The organism is Pseudomonas sp. F9001 (assembly GCF_013385435.1).
Lineage (GTDB): Bacteria > Pseudomonadota > Gammaproteobacteria > Pseudomonadales > Pseudomonadaceae > Aquipseudomonas.
Window position 1 is genome coordinate 1 of sequence record NZ_JACAPX010000026.1, and the last position, 14,876, is coordinate 14,876.

Annotated in this window: 13 protein-coding genes; 8 read left to right on the forward strand and 5 right to left on the reverse strand. The window is 63.8% G+C overall.

Annotated elements, in window-relative coordinates; all coding sequences use genetic code 11:
* Positions 1 to 341 precede the first annotated feature (341 nt).
* From HX818_RS23740 to HX818_RS23755, 4 genes are all read left to right on the forward strand, one after another.
* On the forward strand, positions 342 to 851 hold the full coding sequence (locus tag HX818_RS23740; protein WP_177020842.1) for a sigma-70 family RNA polymerase sigma factor: 510 nt from the start codon (positions 342 to 344) through the stop codon (positions 849 to 851).
* Positions 852 to 859: 8 nt separating this feature from the next.
* A complete protein-coding gene (locus HX818_RS23745; protein ID WP_177020843.1) occupies positions 860 to 1,819 on the forward strand; it encodes a FecR domain-containing protein in 960 nt (319 codons plus the stop codon).
* Between the two features lie 91 nt (positions 1,820 to 1,910).
* Positions 1,911 to 3,704: an ABC transporter ATP-binding protein gene (locus tag HX818_RS23750; RefSeq protein ID WP_177020844.1), complete on the forward strand. Its 1,794-nt coding sequence runs from the start codon at positions 1,911 to 1,913 to the stop codon at positions 3,702 to 3,704.
* Positions 3,698 to 5,437 carry an ABC transporter ATP-binding protein gene (locus HX818_RS23755; protein WP_177020845.1) on the forward strand — a complete coding sequence of 580 codons (1,740 nt, stop codon included), beginning with the start codon at positions 3,698 to 3,700 and terminating at the stop codon, positions 5,435 to 5,437. Before HX818_RS23750 ends, HX818_RS23755 begins: the two co-directional genes overlap by 7 nt.
* Before the next feature lie 34 nt (positions 5,438 to 5,471).
* Here the strand turns inward: HX818_RS23755 and HX818_RS23760 are convergent, their stop codons facing one another.
* Positions 5,472 to 7,211: a dipeptidase gene (locus HX818_RS23760; RefSeq protein ID WP_177020846.1), complete on the reverse strand. Its 1,740-nt coding sequence runs from the start codon at positions 7,209 to 7,211 to the stop codon at positions 5,472 to 5,474.
* A gap of 329 nt (positions 7,212 to 7,540) precedes the next feature.
* Here HX818_RS23760 and HX818_RS23765 point away from each other — a divergent pair, with 329 nt between their 5' ends.
* A complete protein-coding gene (locus HX818_RS23765) occupies positions 7,541 to 8,497 on the forward strand; it encodes a Dyp-type peroxidase (protein ID WP_177020847.1) in 957 nt (318 codons plus the stop codon).
* Here HX818_RS23765 and HX818_RS23770 read toward each other — a convergent pair.
* Positions 8,494 to 9,366: an undecaprenyl-diphosphate phosphatase gene (locus HX818_RS23770; protein ID WP_003220102.1), complete on the reverse strand. Its 873-nt coding sequence runs from the start codon at positions 9,364 to 9,366 to the stop codon at positions 8,494 to 8,496. The genes HX818_RS23765 and HX818_RS23770 overlap by 4 nt on opposite strands.
* 189 nt (positions 9,367 to 9,555) lie before the next feature.
* Here HX818_RS23770 and HX818_RS23775 point away from each other — a divergent pair, with 189 nt between their 5' ends.
* Positions 9,556 to 10,062, forward strand: coding sequence for a GNAT family N-acetyltransferase (locus HX818_RS23775; RefSeq protein WP_032898758.1), 507 nt, complete (start codon positions 9,556 to 9,558; stop codon positions 10,060 to 10,062).
* Between the two features lie 4 nt (positions 10,063 to 10,066).
* On the opposite strand, the gene HX818_RS23780 is transcribed toward HX818_RS23775, so the two are convergent.
* Positions 10,067 to 11,023 (reverse strand): GlxA family transcriptional regulator, encoded by a 957-nt coding sequence (locus HX818_RS23780; RefSeq protein WP_003220105.1) that lies wholly within the window; start codon positions 11,021 to 11,023, stop codon positions 10,067 to 10,069.
* A gap of 167 nt (positions 11,024 to 11,190) precedes the next feature.
* Here HX818_RS23780 and HX818_RS23785 point away from each other — a divergent pair, with 167 nt between their 5' ends.
* Positions 11,191 to 11,868 carry a type 1 glutamine amidotransferase domain-containing protein gene (locus HX818_RS23785; RefSeq protein WP_177010061.1) on the forward strand — a complete coding sequence of 226 codons (678 nt, stop codon included), beginning with the start codon at positions 11,191 to 11,193 and terminating at the stop codon, positions 11,866 to 11,868.
* Between the two features lie 97 nt (positions 11,869 to 11,965).
* Complete coding sequence (locus HX818_RS23790; RefSeq protein WP_177020848.1) at positions 11,966 to 13,090, forward strand: alkene reductase; 1,125 nt, start codon at positions 11,966 to 11,968, stop codon at positions 13,088 to 13,090.
* 7 nt (positions 13,091 to 13,097) lie between these two features.
* On the opposite strand, the gene HX818_RS23795 is transcribed toward HX818_RS23790, so the two are convergent.
* Both HX818_RS23795 and HX818_RS23800 read right to left on the reverse strand, forming a co-directional pair.
* Complete coding sequence (locus HX818_RS23795; RefSeq protein WP_008431431.1) at positions 13,098 to 13,703, reverse strand: glutathione S-transferase; 606 nt, start codon at positions 13,701 to 13,703, stop codon at positions 13,098 to 13,100.
* A gap of 64 nt (positions 13,704 to 13,767) precedes the next feature.
* Positions 13,768 to 14,766 carry an NAD(P)H-quinone oxidoreductase gene (locus tag HX818_RS23800; RefSeq protein ID WP_177020849.1) on the reverse strand — a complete coding sequence of 333 codons (999 nt, stop codon included), beginning with the start codon at positions 14,764 to 14,766 and terminating at the stop codon, positions 13,768 to 13,770.
* Positions 14,767 to 14,876: the final 110 nt, after the last annotated feature.

A 14,876-nucleotide genomic window follows, 5' to 3' on the forward strand; every position in this document is an offset into this window, starting at 1 on the left:
GTAACCCGGCAGGACGCCGGGTTAGCCGTCCTGGGCCAAGGATGGCCCATGACGGCGGCCCACGGTCCAAAGCCGGAGTGAGGGCACACCGAGCCTAGGCGAGGTGCCGAGTGGTGGGGCAAGAGCGTTTTGCTTACTTTTGCGCTTTTCAAAAGTGAGCCGCTGTAAGAGCGGAACCAATAGCAGCCGTGACCGCAGCAACGGATATGTACCCATAACCCCGCCATCCCCCCCGCCATCCCCCCGCATTGCACCCGCAGCCCAGAGCCGATAGTCTTGCAAATCATTACCAGCCCAATCGCCCCAGCACCCCCGGGCCCATTGGGTAAAAGGAGAGGTTTGTGAACATCGGACAGTTCGCCTTTCAACGCCAGGTTGAAAATCTATACGTCGACCACAACGCCTGGCTACGTACCCTGTTGCGCCGCAAGCTGGGCAACGCATTCGACGCCGCCGACCTGGCCCACGACGTCTACCTGCAACTCATGCGCAAGGGCCAACTCCCGCCCACCGCCGAATCCCGGCGGCACCTGACCCAGATCGCCAACGGCCTGGTCATCGACCTCTACCGCCGCCGCCAGATCGAATCCGCCTACCTGCAAGCCCTGGCCCTGTTGCCCGAACCCTGCGCCCCCGATGAAGAAACCCGCGCCCTGGCCATCGAGGCCCTGATCCAAATCGACGCCGCCCTGCACAGCCTGCCACCCAAGGCGCGCCAGGCCCTGTTGCTGTGCAAGCTCGATGGCCTGAGCTACCGCGAGATCGCCGCCAAGCTCCAGGTCTCCGTCTCCTCGGTGGAAAAGTACATCGCCGCCGGCCTGCTGGCCTGCTACCAGACCCTGTACGGTTGACCCTCGCAATGTCGACCGAGCAGCCAATCTCCCCGGATATCATCGAGCGCGCCGCCGCCTGGATGGCCCGCCTGTGGGCCGATGACGCCAGCGCCGAAGACCACGCCAACTGCCTGCACTGGCGCGCCGAACATCCCCATCACGAACTGGCCTGGACGCGCCTGCTGGGCTTCGAGCAAAAACTCCATAGCATCCCCGCGCCGGTGGCCAGGCACAGCCTGGCCGAACCCGACGCTCCCGACTCCCCCGACCGCCGGAGCACCCTGCGCCTGCTGGGCCTGTTGGTCGCAGCCGGTGGCCTCACCTACGGCGTGCGCCGCACCGACGCCTGGCAGCTGGCGAGTGCCGGCCATAGCACCCGCACCGGCGAAGTTCGCGAAGTGGTATTGCCCGACGGTACCCGCCTGGTATTGGGCCCGGCTTCAGCAATTGACGTACAGTTCGATGACGACCAGCGCCTGGTGCTGCTGCGGGCCGGCGAGGTCTTCATCACGACCGCGCCGTCACCCCGGCCGTTTCGGGTGCAGAGTCGCCAGGGCGTGTTTCATGCCCTGGGCACGCGCTTCAGCCTGCGCCAATGCGACGACGGCAACTGCCAGTTGGCCGTGCTTGAGGGCACCGTGCAGGTACAGCCCGACCATGGCGCAGGTGCGCGGGTGGAGGCAGGTCAAGGCGCCACGGTTTCCAGGGACACCGTGCAGCCGACTGCGGCGGTGACTGACCGCAGCATCGCCTGGGTCAAGGGCCTGTTGGTGGCCGATGGCACCCGGCTGGACGAACTGATCGCCGAGCTGGGACGCTACCGCCCCGGTGTACTGCGCTGTGCGCCTGAGGTTGCGATGCTGCGGGTCAGCGGTGTATTGCACCTGGACAACACCGACCTGGCGCTGGACAACCTGGCCGCCGCGTTGCCGATCCAGGTGGTGCGGCGCACCCGCTATTGGGTGACGGTCCGCGCCCCTGCCTGAAAATTCCTTGAGGTTTCGATTGAGGGTTTTGGCCGCTCGTTCGGAAGATAAGGTAAGGGCGAGCAAAGGCTCATTCAGTCAGGGAGACTTCATGAGTAACAAGGATGTGGCTGCGGCCAAACCCAGTGGGCGCGGCGCGGTCTCGCAAGTGTTGCGGCCGGTGCGCGGGCGACTGATCGCTGCGGCACTGCTGGCCGGTGTGGGCAGTATGCTGACGCTGGTGCCGCTGGGGGGCATTGTGCATATCGCCAGGGTCGCCCTCGGCGCGCCGTCGATGGCCCAGGCATCGGGCGAGGTCTGGTTGACCATCAGCCTCAGCCTGGCGAGCCTGTTCGCGGGCCTGCTGTTGATGACAGTTGCGGAGACGGTCGCGCACCTGGCCGACAACCACATCACTCGCCACTTGCGCCTGGCCATCGCCCAGCGCCTGAGCCAGGTGCCGCTGGGCTGGTTCACCGAGCGGGCATCGGGCGAGGTCAAGCAGGCGATGCAGGACGACATCGGCACCCTGCATAGCCTGACTGCGCACTTCTACACCACCGTGGGCCGTTGTGCCGGGGCCGTGCTGCTGTCGGCGGCTTATCTGTTCATGGTGGACTGGCGGATGGCGCTGGTCTCGCTGTTGCCGTTTCCGGGATTTTTGCTGTTTTTTACCCGGGCGATGAAAGCCAGCGGCAGCCACATGCAGTCCTTTGTCGAGCGCATGACCCGGGTCAATAACGCGGTGGTCGAGTTCGTCAACGGCATTCCGGTGGTCAAGGCCTTCGGTGCCACCGGCAAGGCCCACGCCAGTTACCGCGAGGCGGTGGATGATTTCAGCGAAGCCTTCGTTGAGTTCACCCGTCCACTGGTGGGGACGATGGCCAATGCCAACGCGATGATCGCCCCGGTGACGGTGCTCGCCATGGTGCTGACGTTTGGCCTGGTGTTTGTCAGCCTGGGCTGGATCAGCGCGGTGGAGGTGCTGCCGTTCGCCATCGTTGCACCGGGCATTTGCGCGCCACTGATGCTGCTGAGTTACATCGTGCATGATCTGGACAACGCCACCGGCGCGGCCCAGCGCGTGCAGGCACTGCTGGCGACGCCGGTGCTGGCCCAGGTGGAGCCGGGGTGCGAACGCTTGCCCAAGGACGCCGAAGTACGCGTCGAAAACCTCGGGTACGCCTATGACCCGCAGCACCCGGTACTGTCGAACATCAGCTTTACCCTCAAGCCCGGCACCGTAACCGCCATCGTCGGCGCCTCGGGTTCGGGCAAGTCGACCCTGGCGCGCCTGCTGCTGCGGTTTTTTGACCCGACCGAGGGGCGTATCACCCTGGGCGGCGTCGACCTGCGGCAGATCGAGACCTCGCAGCTCTACAACCTGATCGGCTTTGTGCTGCAAGAGGTGCGCCTGGTCCACGCCAGCGTTGCCGAAAACATCGCCCTCGGCCGGCCCAGCGCCAGCCGCAAGGAAATCGAGGCGGCGGCACGGGCCGCGAATATTCATGAGTGCATCATCGGCTTGCCACGGGGCTATGCCTCGGTGATCGGTGAGGACGCGCAGTTGTCCGGTGGCGAGCAGCAGCGTATCAGCATCGCCCGCGCAGTATTGCTGGCGCCGCCGGTGCTGGTGCTGGATGAACCCACGGCCGCCGCCGATGCCGCAAACGAGGTGGCAATCCAGGAGGCGCTGTCGCGCTTTGCCCAAGGGCGCACGCTGTTGGTGATTGCCCATCGCCTCGATACCGTGATGCACGCCGACCACATCATCGTGCTGGAAAATGGCCGTATTGTTGAACAGGGCACCCATCCTCGACTGATCGCGCAAGAGGGCCGTTATGCGCGCCTGTGGGCGTCGGGCGGTTACAAACAGACCCGCGAACAGGCGCTGCCGACATGCTGAAAACCTTTATCGAACTGTTGGGCGATGACGGGCCGGTCTTCCGTCGCTATGTCGGGAAAGTGATGTTCTACGGTGCGCTGTGCGGGCTGACCCTCGCCGCCCTGGTGCCGGTACTCACCGACATGCTCAACGGTGATCTGGCCGAAGCGGCGTTGTGGCTGGTGGTGTTCCTGGCGGCGGTGGCGACGTGTTGGGCCACGCGACGCGAGGTTGAAAAGGCTGGCGTCGCGGTGGGTGTGGCGGTGCTGCAAGGCGGGCGCCAGCGCATCGGCGACCATGTGGCCGAACTGCCTGTCGGTTGGTTCACGCCCGATAACACGGCGCGGCTCAACCAGGTGGTGACCCAGGGCATGATGGCCGTGGCCCAGCTGCCGGCCCATGTATTTACTCCGGTGCTCAGCGGCGTGGTGACGCCATTGGTGCTGGTACTGGCGTTGTTTGTGCTGCACTGGAAAATGGGCCTGATTGCCTTGCTGGCGTTGCCGATTCTCGGCGGCGCGTTCTGGCTCAGCGCCCGCCTTGGGCGGCGCGCCGACCGGGCGTTCCAGCGCAGCTCGGCCGACACCAGCCAGCGCATGCTGGAGTTCGCCCAGTCGCAGTCGGTGTTGCGTGCCTTCAGTGGCGGCGGCAGCTCGGTGTTCCTGCAACGGGCGATCGAGCAGCAGCACGCGACCGGGGCGCGCCTGATCCTGCTGTCCGCCACCTCGATTCTGCTGAACATGTGGCTGGTGCAGGTGGTGTTCGCGGCCTTGTTGATCGCCGCCGCGCTTTGGCTTGACGCTTACCTGGGAAATGCCTTGCACGTGGGCTCGGTGATTGCGGTGATGGTGTCGCTGTTGCTGGTCAGCCGCTTCATCGACCCGTTGCTGGAGGTGGCCGGCTATGGCGAAACGTTGCGCGGCGCCGGGGTGCAGCTTGAGGCGGTGCGCGAGATATTGGCCGCGTCGCCCCTGAAGGCGCCGAGCGCGCCGCAATCTCCACGGGATGCCTCGGTGGAATTGTTCGATGTGAGCTTTCGCCACGCGGCCGGTTCGCGGGACGTGCTGCGCGGGGTGAACCTGCGTATTGAGCCCGGCAGCATGACCGCGCTGGTGGGGGCTTCCGGTTCGGGCAAGACCACGCTGTTGCGGTTGGTCGCACGGTTTTTCGAGGTCAGCCAGGGCCAGGTGTGCATCGCAGGCGTGGATGTGCGACAGATGTCCGGCGAGCAGCTCAACGCGCAGATCAGCCAGATCTTCCAGGACACGTACCTGTTCCAGGGCAGCGTCGCCGACAACATTCGCCTCGGCAAACCCGACGCCAGCGACGCACAAGTACTGGAGGCCGCGCGGCAGGCTGGCGTGCAAGAGATTATCGAGCGCCTGCCCATGGGCCTGTCGACCACGGTGGGTGAGGGCGGGGCACGCCTGTCCGGTGGCGAGCGTCAGCGTGTCGCGATCGCCCGTGCGTTGATCAAGGGCGCGCCGATCCTGCTGGTGGACGAAGCCACGGCAGCACTGGACGCCGAGAACCAGGCGGTCATCGCCGAAACCCTGGCACGCTTGCGCGGCACATGCACGCTGATCGTGATCGCGCATCAGTTGTCGACGGTGGTGATGGCCGACCAGATCGTGGTGCTCGATGAAGGCCGGATCGTGGAGCAGGGCACGCCTGAGCAATTGACCGCAAGGCAAGGGCGCTATGCCCGGTTCCTCGCGCAGCGGCGAGCATCGAAAGGCTGGCGTATCGCTTAGTGGACCCGCCAGGACGGCGGGTCCGAAGGGCAGGTCAGAGCTTCGGCAGTTGCCCGATGCGGCCCATCATTTCGGTGACGATCTGCAGGTCCAGCAGGAACTGGTCGACGGTCTTGAACTCGTTGTCGGTATGGCCGGTGTACTTGACCTCCGGCCGTGCCAGGCCGAATTGCACGCCGTTGGGCAGCTCATGCACCGAGGTAGCGCCGGCAGACGTGCCGTACTTGTGCTCCATGCCCAGGTTCTCGCTGGCCACCGCCAACAGCGCCTTGACCCACTCGCCCTCAGGGTTGCGGTACATCGGCTCGGCGATCGAGTAATCGAAGGTCACAGCCACGTGGTTTTTCTTGGTCCAGGCGCTGAGCTTGTCAGCGATTTCGGCCTTGAGCGCTTCCGGTGACTTGCCCTTTGGCACCCGCAGGTTGACCGCCAGCTTGAAGGTAGTGTCATCTTCGCCCACATAGGTCAGCGAGGTGGTCAGCGGGCCCATGAACGCATCGGAGAAGCCCACGCCCAGCTTGGCGCCCAGGTAATCCAGGCCCCAGTTGTTGGCGGCGTAGTGCGCGGCGTCGGTGAACTGGTTGTGCTTGAGCGCGACCTTGCCGTCGAGGCTGTTGAGGAAGTCGAGGACCCTGGCTACCGGGTTCACCCCGGATTCCGGTTCGGAGGAGTGGGCGGACACGCCAGTGACGGTCAACTGAACGTCCTTGCCGACGACCTTGGCCGCCACTTCAAAGTCGCCGCCATTGCGCTTGGCGTACTCGCTGCCGGCCTTTTGCAGGCTGGCGGCCAGTTCGGCAGGCTTGTCGCTGAGCAATGTCACCACCGACGCCGACGGAATCTGGTTGGTGGCCTTGCCGCCGGTCATCGAGATGATTTCTGCGCCTTTGCCTTCAGCCTTGCGCTTGGGGAACTTGGCCATGACCGTGCCGTAGCCTTTCTCGGCGATCACCACCGGGTAGCCGCCGTCCAGCGCCAGGTTGTAGTTGGGCGTTGGGTTGTGCTCGAAGTAGTATGGGATCGCGTCGCCGGAGGTTTCCTCGGTGGTGTCCACCAGCAGCTTGAAATTGCGCGCCAGCGGCAGCTTCTCTTCCTTGATCACCTTCATCGCGTACATCGCCACCACGATGCCGTTCTTGTCATCCTCGGTGCCGCGACCATACATCCGGTCGCCGATCAGCGTGACCTTGAATGGGTCGAGCTTGGTGCCGTCCTTGAGCACCCAGTTTTCCGGGGTTACCGGTACCACGTCCGCGTGAGCGTGGATGCCGACCACTTCATCGCCGCTGCCTTCCAGGGAAATCTCGTAGACGCGGTTGTCGATGTTGCGGAAGTTCAGGTTGAACGACTCGGCCAGGCTCTTGATCTTGGCGGCGATCTTGATGAACTCGGGGTTGTCGTGCTGGGCTACGCCGGCCACCTGGAACGTCGGGATCTCCACCAGTTCGCGCAGGGTTTCAGTGGCGGCAGCGCCGTACTTCACTCGCGCATACAGGCCCAGCAGGCGATGGATTTCATTCTGCTGGTCGGCGGTCAGGTCCTTGTTGTCGAGGAATGCGCTGATAGCCGGGCCGAGGTTGTCGCTCTTGGCCACGTCACTCTTGGCCAGGCTACCGAGAAACTGCCTGAAATCCTTGACCGAAGCGTCACTGAAGGTCTTCAGGATGATCGCATTCTGTTGCGGGGTGAGGTTGGCTTGAGCTTGGGTGGTGAACACCGAAAGGCTGGCGGCCATCAGGGTGGCTACGGCCAGTTGCTTGAGGGAAAAATCCATTGCTGAGGGCATTCCTTTGCAGGGAGTGAGTGAGAAATGTCTGATCGAAAGGTCAGAAACAATTTCACACACTACCATCGGGAGGGCGCAGGACGGGAGCCCCCGTTGTGGGATTTGTCCGGAGGAAATGCACAAGTGGCGCATAAACGAAAATCCAGTGTGGGAGCTGTCGAGCTTTAGCGAGGCTGCGATAGCGGTGGGTCAGGCAGCATCAATGTTGACACTGCTGCCGCCTTCGCAGCCTCGCTAAAGCTCGACAGCTCCCACAGGGTTAGGTGGTCTGCTAATCTGCGCTCGTTGAATCTCGACCGCCACCCGTGGACCTCTCAATGACATCGCCATCCGATCAAAACCTTGAACCCCAATCCGTCTGCAGCCCGATCACCAGCAGCGCCATTTTCATGGTCGCGACCCTGGCGCCTGGCAATGACTCGGCTGAGGCGGTGCGCAGCTGGTGCGCCGATATCGCCGGCCTGGTGCGCTCGGTCGGCAAGCGGGTGCCAGCCGGCAACCTGACGTGTGTCGCAGGGTTTGGCTCCAAGGCGTGGGACGCGCTGTTCGGGGGGCCGCGGCCAGCAGCGTTGCATCCGTTCAAGGAAGTGGGCGTGGCCGGGCGCCTGGCGCCGGCCACGCCGGGGGATATCCTGCTGCACATTCGTGCCGAGCAGATGGACCTGTGTTTCGAATTGGCCACCCAGTTGATGGCGGCGCTGGGGGATGCGGTGACGGTGGTGGACGAGGTCCAGGGTTTCCGCTATTTCGACATGCGCAGCATCATCGGTTTTGTCGACGGCACCGAGAACCCGGTCGGGCGCAAGGCGGTGGGTTTCACCATCGTCGGTGATGAGGATCCGGCGTTCAGCGGCGGCAGCTATGTAATGGTGCAGAAGTACCTGCACAACATGCAGGCCTGGAATGAATTGTCGGTGGAGGCGCAGGAGCGGGTGATCGGGCGCACCAAGTTGTCGGACATCGAGCTCGACGATGCGACCAAGCCGAGCAATTCCCACAGTGCATTGACCACCATCACCAAGGACGGCGAGGAGGTGAAAATCCTGCGGGACAACATGCCCTTTGGCCGGCCGGGCGCGGGGGAATTCGGGACGTACTTTATCGGCTACGCGCGCTCGCCAGAGCCTTTGGAGTTGATGCTGGAGAACATGTTTGTCGGCCGACCGGTCGGCAACTATGACCGCCTGCTGGACTTCAGCACGGCGGTCACCGGGGGCCTGTTCTTCATACCGTCAGCGGATTTGCTCGAAGAACTGGCCGACCGCGCGCCTTAGGCCAACAACCCGGTGCTCACCGCCACAATCAGGAACACCCCCAGCACCGCGCGGTAGATCACGAACGGCCAGGTGGAGAATCGCTCCAGGAACTTCATCAGGCCCCAGATCGCGAAGAACGCTGAGACACTGGCAACCACCAGGCCAAAGATCAAATGCGGCCAGGCGTGGGCGGGCAGGTCGGCATGGAACAACACCCACAGTTCCTTCAAACCCGCCAGGGCGATCGCCGGCAAGCCCAGCAGGAACGAAAACCGCGCCGCTTCTTCACGCTTGAAGTTGAGGAACAGTGCGGCGGTCAGGGTCGAACCCGAGCGGGAAACCCCTGGAATCAGCGCGCCGATCTGCGCAATGCCGACAATCAGCGCATCCCGCAGGCGCATTTCGCCCACCGTGCGCTTATGCCTCGCGCTGAGTTCAGCCGCCGCCAGCAGCACCGCCATCACCAGGCAGGAAATCCCGATCACCATCAGCCCGCGCAGCGGCGAGTTGCAGGAGTTGAGGGTCGACGACAAGGCTATCCCGGCAATCCCGATCGGAATCGTCGCCAGCACAATGGCCACCGCCAGCTTGAACCACTGGTTGTTGTAGTCACCCTGGCGCACCGCAGTGATGCTGCCGACCGTGACCTGCCGTACATCCTTCCAGAAGTAACTGACCACTGCTGCCAGTGCGGCCAACTGCATGGCTGCGGAAAACGCCGAGCCGGGATCCGGCCAGCCGAGCAGGGCGGGCACGATGCGCATGTGGGCGGTGGAAGACACGGGCAACAATTCGGTGATGCCCTGAATGATGCCCAGGATGCCTATTTGCAGGTAATCCAGGGACGCAAAGCCGACATCGAGGCCGCTGGTGCAGACGTTTGTCAAAGTACTTATCCTGAAAGCAAGGGGAGGGAAGTGACGCGGAGTTTAGTCTAACTTTGTAACGATTTTGTCGTTGACACGAGAAAAGCGCGATCGGTTCAGCAAGCAGAAAGCTTGGCCGGTGTATTGGCATTGCAGGTGGCTTTGTTGACAATGGCAGCCTGTTTTTTTGCCGAGATGCCCATGCCTGCAATCCCCGATACCACCGTCGAACTGATCGAGACCGGCCCGGAACACGCCACGTTGATCGCCAACCTTTACCAGTTCTACGCCTACGAGTCCTCGGACTGGGAACAGGAAGATGTCGAGGTGGACGGTCGCTTCTACATCCATGAGGAGCACCTGGCCCGCTACTGGGAAGACCCGCAGTGGAGTGCCAACCTGCTGCTGGTCGACGGCTTCATCGCCGGCTTCCTGCTGATCGAAGGCAGCGAACTGCCGGGGATCGATGCGCTGGAACTGGCGGACCTGTTCATCCTCAAACGCTACCGCCGCAAGGGCATTGGCCGCGCCATCGCCACTCAGGTGTTGAGCAGCGGCGAGGCGAACTGGCTGGTGCGTTTCTATGATCAGGATGAAGTGAGCCAGGCGTTCTGGCGCACGGTGTTGGATAACCTGCCGCGTCCGGTGCAGGCCATCGAGCTGGACGATGAGCCGAACCTGCTGAGCTTCCTGGTGACGCGGGCGGCGCTGCACTGAGGCATCAGCTAAACGCTGCGCCAGCCCCTGCACTGAACAATGCCGCCTGCATCGCCTGTGGCGGCTGGCCGAACGCCCGCAGGAACGCCTGGCGCATGCGCTCGCGATCACCGAACCCGGTCTCGCGGGCGACCACTTCCACCGGGTGCCGACTGGTTTCCATCATTGCCCGGGCGGCTTCCACCCGCAGGGATTCGATGGCCTTGGCCGGGGTTTGCCCGGTCTCCTCGCGAAACACCCGGCTGAACTGGCGTGGGCTGAGCCGCGCCACGGCCGCCAGGGCCTCGACCGAAAGGTCGTGGGTCAGGTTCTCCCGGGCGTAGGCCAGGGCCAGCTGCACACGGTCGGACTTGGGGTCGAGTTCCAGCAACGCCGATAGCTGCGACTGTTCGCTGCCACGGCGCTGGGCAATCACCAGCTTGCGCGCGATGCGGCGGGCGAGGTCGCTGCCCAGGTCGTTCTCCACCATCGCCAGTGCCAGGTCCACCCCGGCGCTCATGCCGGCACCGGTCCAGATCTGGCCGTCGACCACGAACAGCTTGTCTTCCTCCAGGCGAATCTGCGGGTAGCGCTTGGCAAAGGCCGGTGCGTGCAGCCAGTGGGTGGTGGCGCGCTTGCCTTCAAGCAATCCGGCCTCGGCCAGCACGAAGATGCCCATGCACAACGAAGCAATCCGTCGCGACTGTTTGGACGCCGCCTGGACCAGCCTCGGCAGGCTGGCGTCAGGCAGTTGGAACTCCAGGTAACCGCTGACGATCAATGTGTCATAGCCCTCGGGCCGGATCGGCGTACTGTTCACCGAGAAGCCCTGGGACGTCATGATCGGGCCGCCACTTTCCGACACCAGGTGAAATTCATACGCCTGCTCGCCACGCAGCAGATTCGCGCACTCGAACACCGAGCCCAGGCTGAGGCTCAAGGATTGAAAGTTCGGGTACACCATCAGCGCAATGCTGTGCATCTCATCTCTCCAGGGGGCGCGGAGCGGTGATTGTCGGCGTGTGCCAGGGAAACGGCAACCGCCTTGGCGCAATGTCCGGAATCCTTGCGGACATGACATTGTGCGGTTTTGGCCCGGCTCCTAAGCTTGATTCCATTCCAACCCACATCACCCCGAGGCACTGGCACATGAAAGTATTGATGGTTTTGACTTCTCACGACCAGCTTGGCAACACCGGCCGCAAGACCGGGTTCTGGCTCGAAGAATTTGCTGCTCCCTACTACGCGTTCAAGGACGCCGGGGCCGACGTGACCCTGGCTTCGCCGGCCGGTGGGCAACCGCCCCTGGACCCGGTCAGCGACCTGCCGGATTCGCAAACCGACCAGACCCGCCGCTTCGCCGCTGACCCGGCGGCGCAACAGGCCCTGGCCACCACCGTGAAGCTGGAGTCGGTCAACGCCGGCGACTTCGACACCGTGTTCTACCCAGGCGGCCACGGCCCGCTGTGGGACCTGGCAGAGTCGAAAACCTCCATCGCCCTGATCGAAGCCTTCGAGCGTGCGGGCAAGCCGATTGGCTTTGTGTGCCACGCCCCGGGTGCCTTGCGTCACGTCAAGGCGGTCAACGGCGAGCCGCTGGTCAAGGGCCGACGCGTCACCGGCTTCTCCAACTCCGAAGAAGCAGCGGTTGGCCTGACCGACGTGGTGCCTTTCCTGATCGAGGATGATTTCAAGGCGCTGGGCGGCACGTATGAGAAGGGTGCCGATTGGCAATCCTTTGTGATTGAAGATGGCCTGCTGGTCACCGGGCAGAATCCTGCCAGTTCCAGTGACGTTGCCAAAGCGCTGTTGAAGCTGACCGCGTAACCCGCCAAATCCCCCAAAAAGAACGTTGTTGGCGGCTCCCCTGACCGGGAGCCGGCAGCTTCTGCTTGTCTGAAATTTGAATCCGGAACTTTCCCCCATGAGCAACAGCGCTTTAGGTACCCCGATCACACTGGGGCACCACACCCTGAAAAACCGCATCGTCCTGCCGCCGCTTACCCGCCAGCGAAGTGCCCAGCCCGGTGATATCGCCACGGACTTGATGGCGCTTTATTACCGCCAGCGCGCCACCGCCGGCTTCATGGTCAGCGAGGGCACGCAGATCGAGCCTCGCGGCCAGGGTTACGCCTGGACCCCGGGCATCTACACACCGGAGCAGATTGACGGCTGGCGTACTGTGACCGATGCCGTGCATGCCGAAGGCGGCGTGATCTTCGCCCAGCTTTGGCATGTGGGTCGCGTGTCCCATCACGAACTGCAGCCCGACGGCGCAGCACCCGTTGCGCCGTCGGCGATCCAGCCGCAGCAAGCCAAGGCATTCGTTGCAACCGGGCCCGCCACCGGTAAGTTGGTGCAGCCACCCGAGCCGCGCGCCCTGGCTACCGCCGAGGTCAAGGAGTTGGTGGGGCTTTACGCCCAGGCTGCAAAAAATGCATTGGCCGCCGGTTTCGATGGCGTGGAAATTCATTCGGCCAACGGCTACCTGGTCAACCAGTTCATCTCGGCGCATTCCAACCAGCGCGACGACGAATACGGTGGCTCACTGCACAATCGCCTGCGGTTCCTGCGGGAAATCGTCGAGGCGGTGGCCGAAGTAGTCGGCCCGCAACGCCTGGGTGTGCGCTTTGCGCCGTTGTTCAGCGGCACTGACCAGGACCGGGTCTACATCGGCCTCGTCGAGGAAGACCCGCATCACACCTACATCGAGGCGATCAAGGTGCTTGAGGCGGCCGGCATCGCCTACGTGTCGATTGCCGAGGCCGACTGGGACAATGCCCCCGAGTTGCCCGAGTCGTTCCGCCAGGCGGTGCGTGACACCTTCAGCGGTCGGATCATCTACGCCGGCCGCTACACCGCAGAGCGCGGCGTGCGGCTGGTAGAGGCGGGGCTGGCAGACCTGATCGCGTTTGGCCGGCCGTACATTGCCAATCCCGACTTGCCCCAACGCCTGCTCAACGGTTGGCCGCTGAACCCGTTGAACGCGGACGGCCTGTATGGCGGCACCGAGGTGGGCTTCACCGATTACCCGGTGTATGCCGGGTAGGCACGGGCTACTCGATCGGGTATTTGCCGAATGCCGGGTGCTGCTCGGCGAGGGCCGCGTGGCGTTGCAAGTGGGGAAACGCATCGGCCTTCACGACGTCGGCTATCTTCAGCTGGGTGAAGGACCAGGCGACCGCCACCGTCAGGCTCGCCTGGGTCAGCGGCAAGTCGCTGTCGCGCTCGGCCACCCGCGCCTCCAATAACGCATAGGCCGCCAGCAGTTGCCCGGTCACGCGGTCGATCCACGGCTGATGCAGTTTTTCGGCGGGCCGCAGGTGATGTTCGTAGACGATCTGCACGGTCTTTTCGCACGCTGCCAGCGCCAGGCCGATCACTTGCAGATCCCTGGCAAGCGCTGGGGCTGACGGGGGCAACAATCGGCTGCCGGCCGGCGCCAGGGCTTCCAGGTACTCGAGGATCAAGCCGGAATCCATCAGCACCGTGCCGTCGTCGAGCACCAGCGTCGGTGCCTTGACTACCGGGTTGATCCCGGAAAACTCATCGAAGGTGCTGAACACCGACAGTGCCTGGTGTTCGAACGCGACGCCGTACAGTTCCAGGGAAATGGCCACGCGGCGCACGTAGGGCGAGTCCAGCATGCCGACCAGTTTCATGAAGCCTCCATTAACCGCAGTGTTTTGTTCTGATGGCGTTATAAACCGTTTTTCCGCATGTTTATCAATCCACCCGCAACACAATCTTGCCGATATGGTCGCCACCTTCCATGCGCGCATGGGCCTTCGCGGCGTCGGTATAGGCATACACCTCATCGATCATCGGCAGGCAACGCCCGGCCGACAGCACCGGCCACACGTGTTCGCGCAGTTGTGCGGCAATCGCGGCTTTTTCTTCCCGGGTGCGTGAGCGCAACAACGAGCCGGTAACGATCGCGCGTTTGCCGAGGATCGCCAGCAGGTCGATGTCTTTGGCGCGTGCGCCGCCGAGGAAGCCCAGCATCACCAGGCGACCTTCCATGGCCAGGGCGCTGATGTTGTCGTTCAGGTAGGAGCCACCCATGATGTCGAGGACCACATTGACACCCTTGCCTGCGGTCTTGTCAGCGATGACCTCGGCGAAATTCTGTTCCCGGTAGTTGATCGGCTCGGCTCCCAGCTCGCGGATGGCGGCGCATTTTTCCACGCTGCCGGCGGTGGCGAACGCTTCGATACCGAACTCGCGGCAGAGCATCAGCGCGGTGGTGCCGATGCCGCTGGTGCCGCCATGGATCAACACGCGCTGGCCTTTATGCGCACCGCCGATGCCGAACAGGTTGGCCCATACGGTGAAGAAGGTTTCCGGGATCGCTGCCGCCTGAATCCAGTCCAGGCCGTCGGGAACCGGCAAGGTCTGGCTGGCGGGCACTGCGCAGTACTGCGCATAACCGCCGCCATTGGTCAGGGCGCACACCTTGTCGCCCAGCGCGTACTCGCTGACGCCTTCGCCCAGCGCGACCACCACACCGGCCACTTCCAGCCCGGGAATCGGGCTCATGCCGGGTTTCATCGGATACGTGCCGGCGCGTTGCAGGGCGTCCGGGCGATTGACGCCGGCGGCGTGCACGCGGATCAGCACTTCGCCGGGGCCGGCGACAGGTACCGGCTCCTGGCGTGGTTGCAGGACTTCGGGGCCGCCGGGGCTGGTGATTTCGATCAGGGTCATTTCGTGGGGCAGAGTCATTTGAGCGCACCTGTAGCAATGAACGTATGGGTTGGGACCGCGCCCGTTACCGAGCGGTTCAGCCTGCTGGCGATCCTGGGTATTTTCTCTGGTGCCCAGCATAGCCGTGA

What these genes read in the sequence shown, in the direction of transcription:
- HX818_RS23780 (WP_003220105.1), bottom strand. Translation starts at nt 11,023, where the DNA reads ATGCACAGCATTGCGCTGATGGTGTACCCGAACTTTCAATCCTTGAGC.
- HX818_RS23750 (WP_177020844.1), top strand. Translation starts at nt 1,911, where the DNA reads ATGAGTAACAAGGATGTGGCTGCGGCCAAACCCAGTGGGCGCGGCGCG.
- HX818_RS23745 (WP_177020843.1), top strand. Translation starts at nt 860, where the DNA reads ATGTCGACCGAGCAGCCAATCTCCCCGGATATCATCGAGCGCGCCGCC.
- HX818_RS23790 (WP_177020848.1), top strand. Translation starts at nt 11,966, where the DNA reads ATGAGCAACAGCGCTTTAGGTACCCCGATCACACTGGGGCACCACACC.
- HX818_RS23785 (WP_177010061.1), top strand. Translation starts at nt 11,191, where the DNA reads ATGAAAGTATTGATGGTTTTGACTTCTCACGACCAGCTTGGCAACACC.
- HX818_RS23755 (WP_177020845.1), top strand. Translation starts at nt 3,698, where the DNA reads ATGCTGAAAACCTTTATCGAACTGTTGGGCGATGACGGGCCGGTCTTC.
- HX818_RS23795 (WP_008431431.1), bottom strand. Translation starts at nt 13,703, where the DNA reads ATGAAACTGGTCGGCATGCTGGACTCGCCCTACGTGCGCCGCGTGGCC.
- HX818_RS23800 (WP_177020849.1), bottom strand. Translation starts at nt 14,766, where the DNA reads ATGACTCTGCCCCACGAAATGACCCTGATCGAAATCACCAGCCCCGGC.
- HX818_RS23765 (WP_177020847.1), top strand. Translation starts at nt 7,541, where the DNA reads ATGACATCGCCATCCGATCAAAACCTTGAACCCCAATCCGTCTGCAGC.
- HX818_RS23760 (WP_177020846.1), bottom strand. Translation starts at nt 7,211, where the DNA reads ATGGATTTTTCCCTCAAGCAACTGGCCGTAGCCACCCTGATGGCCGCC.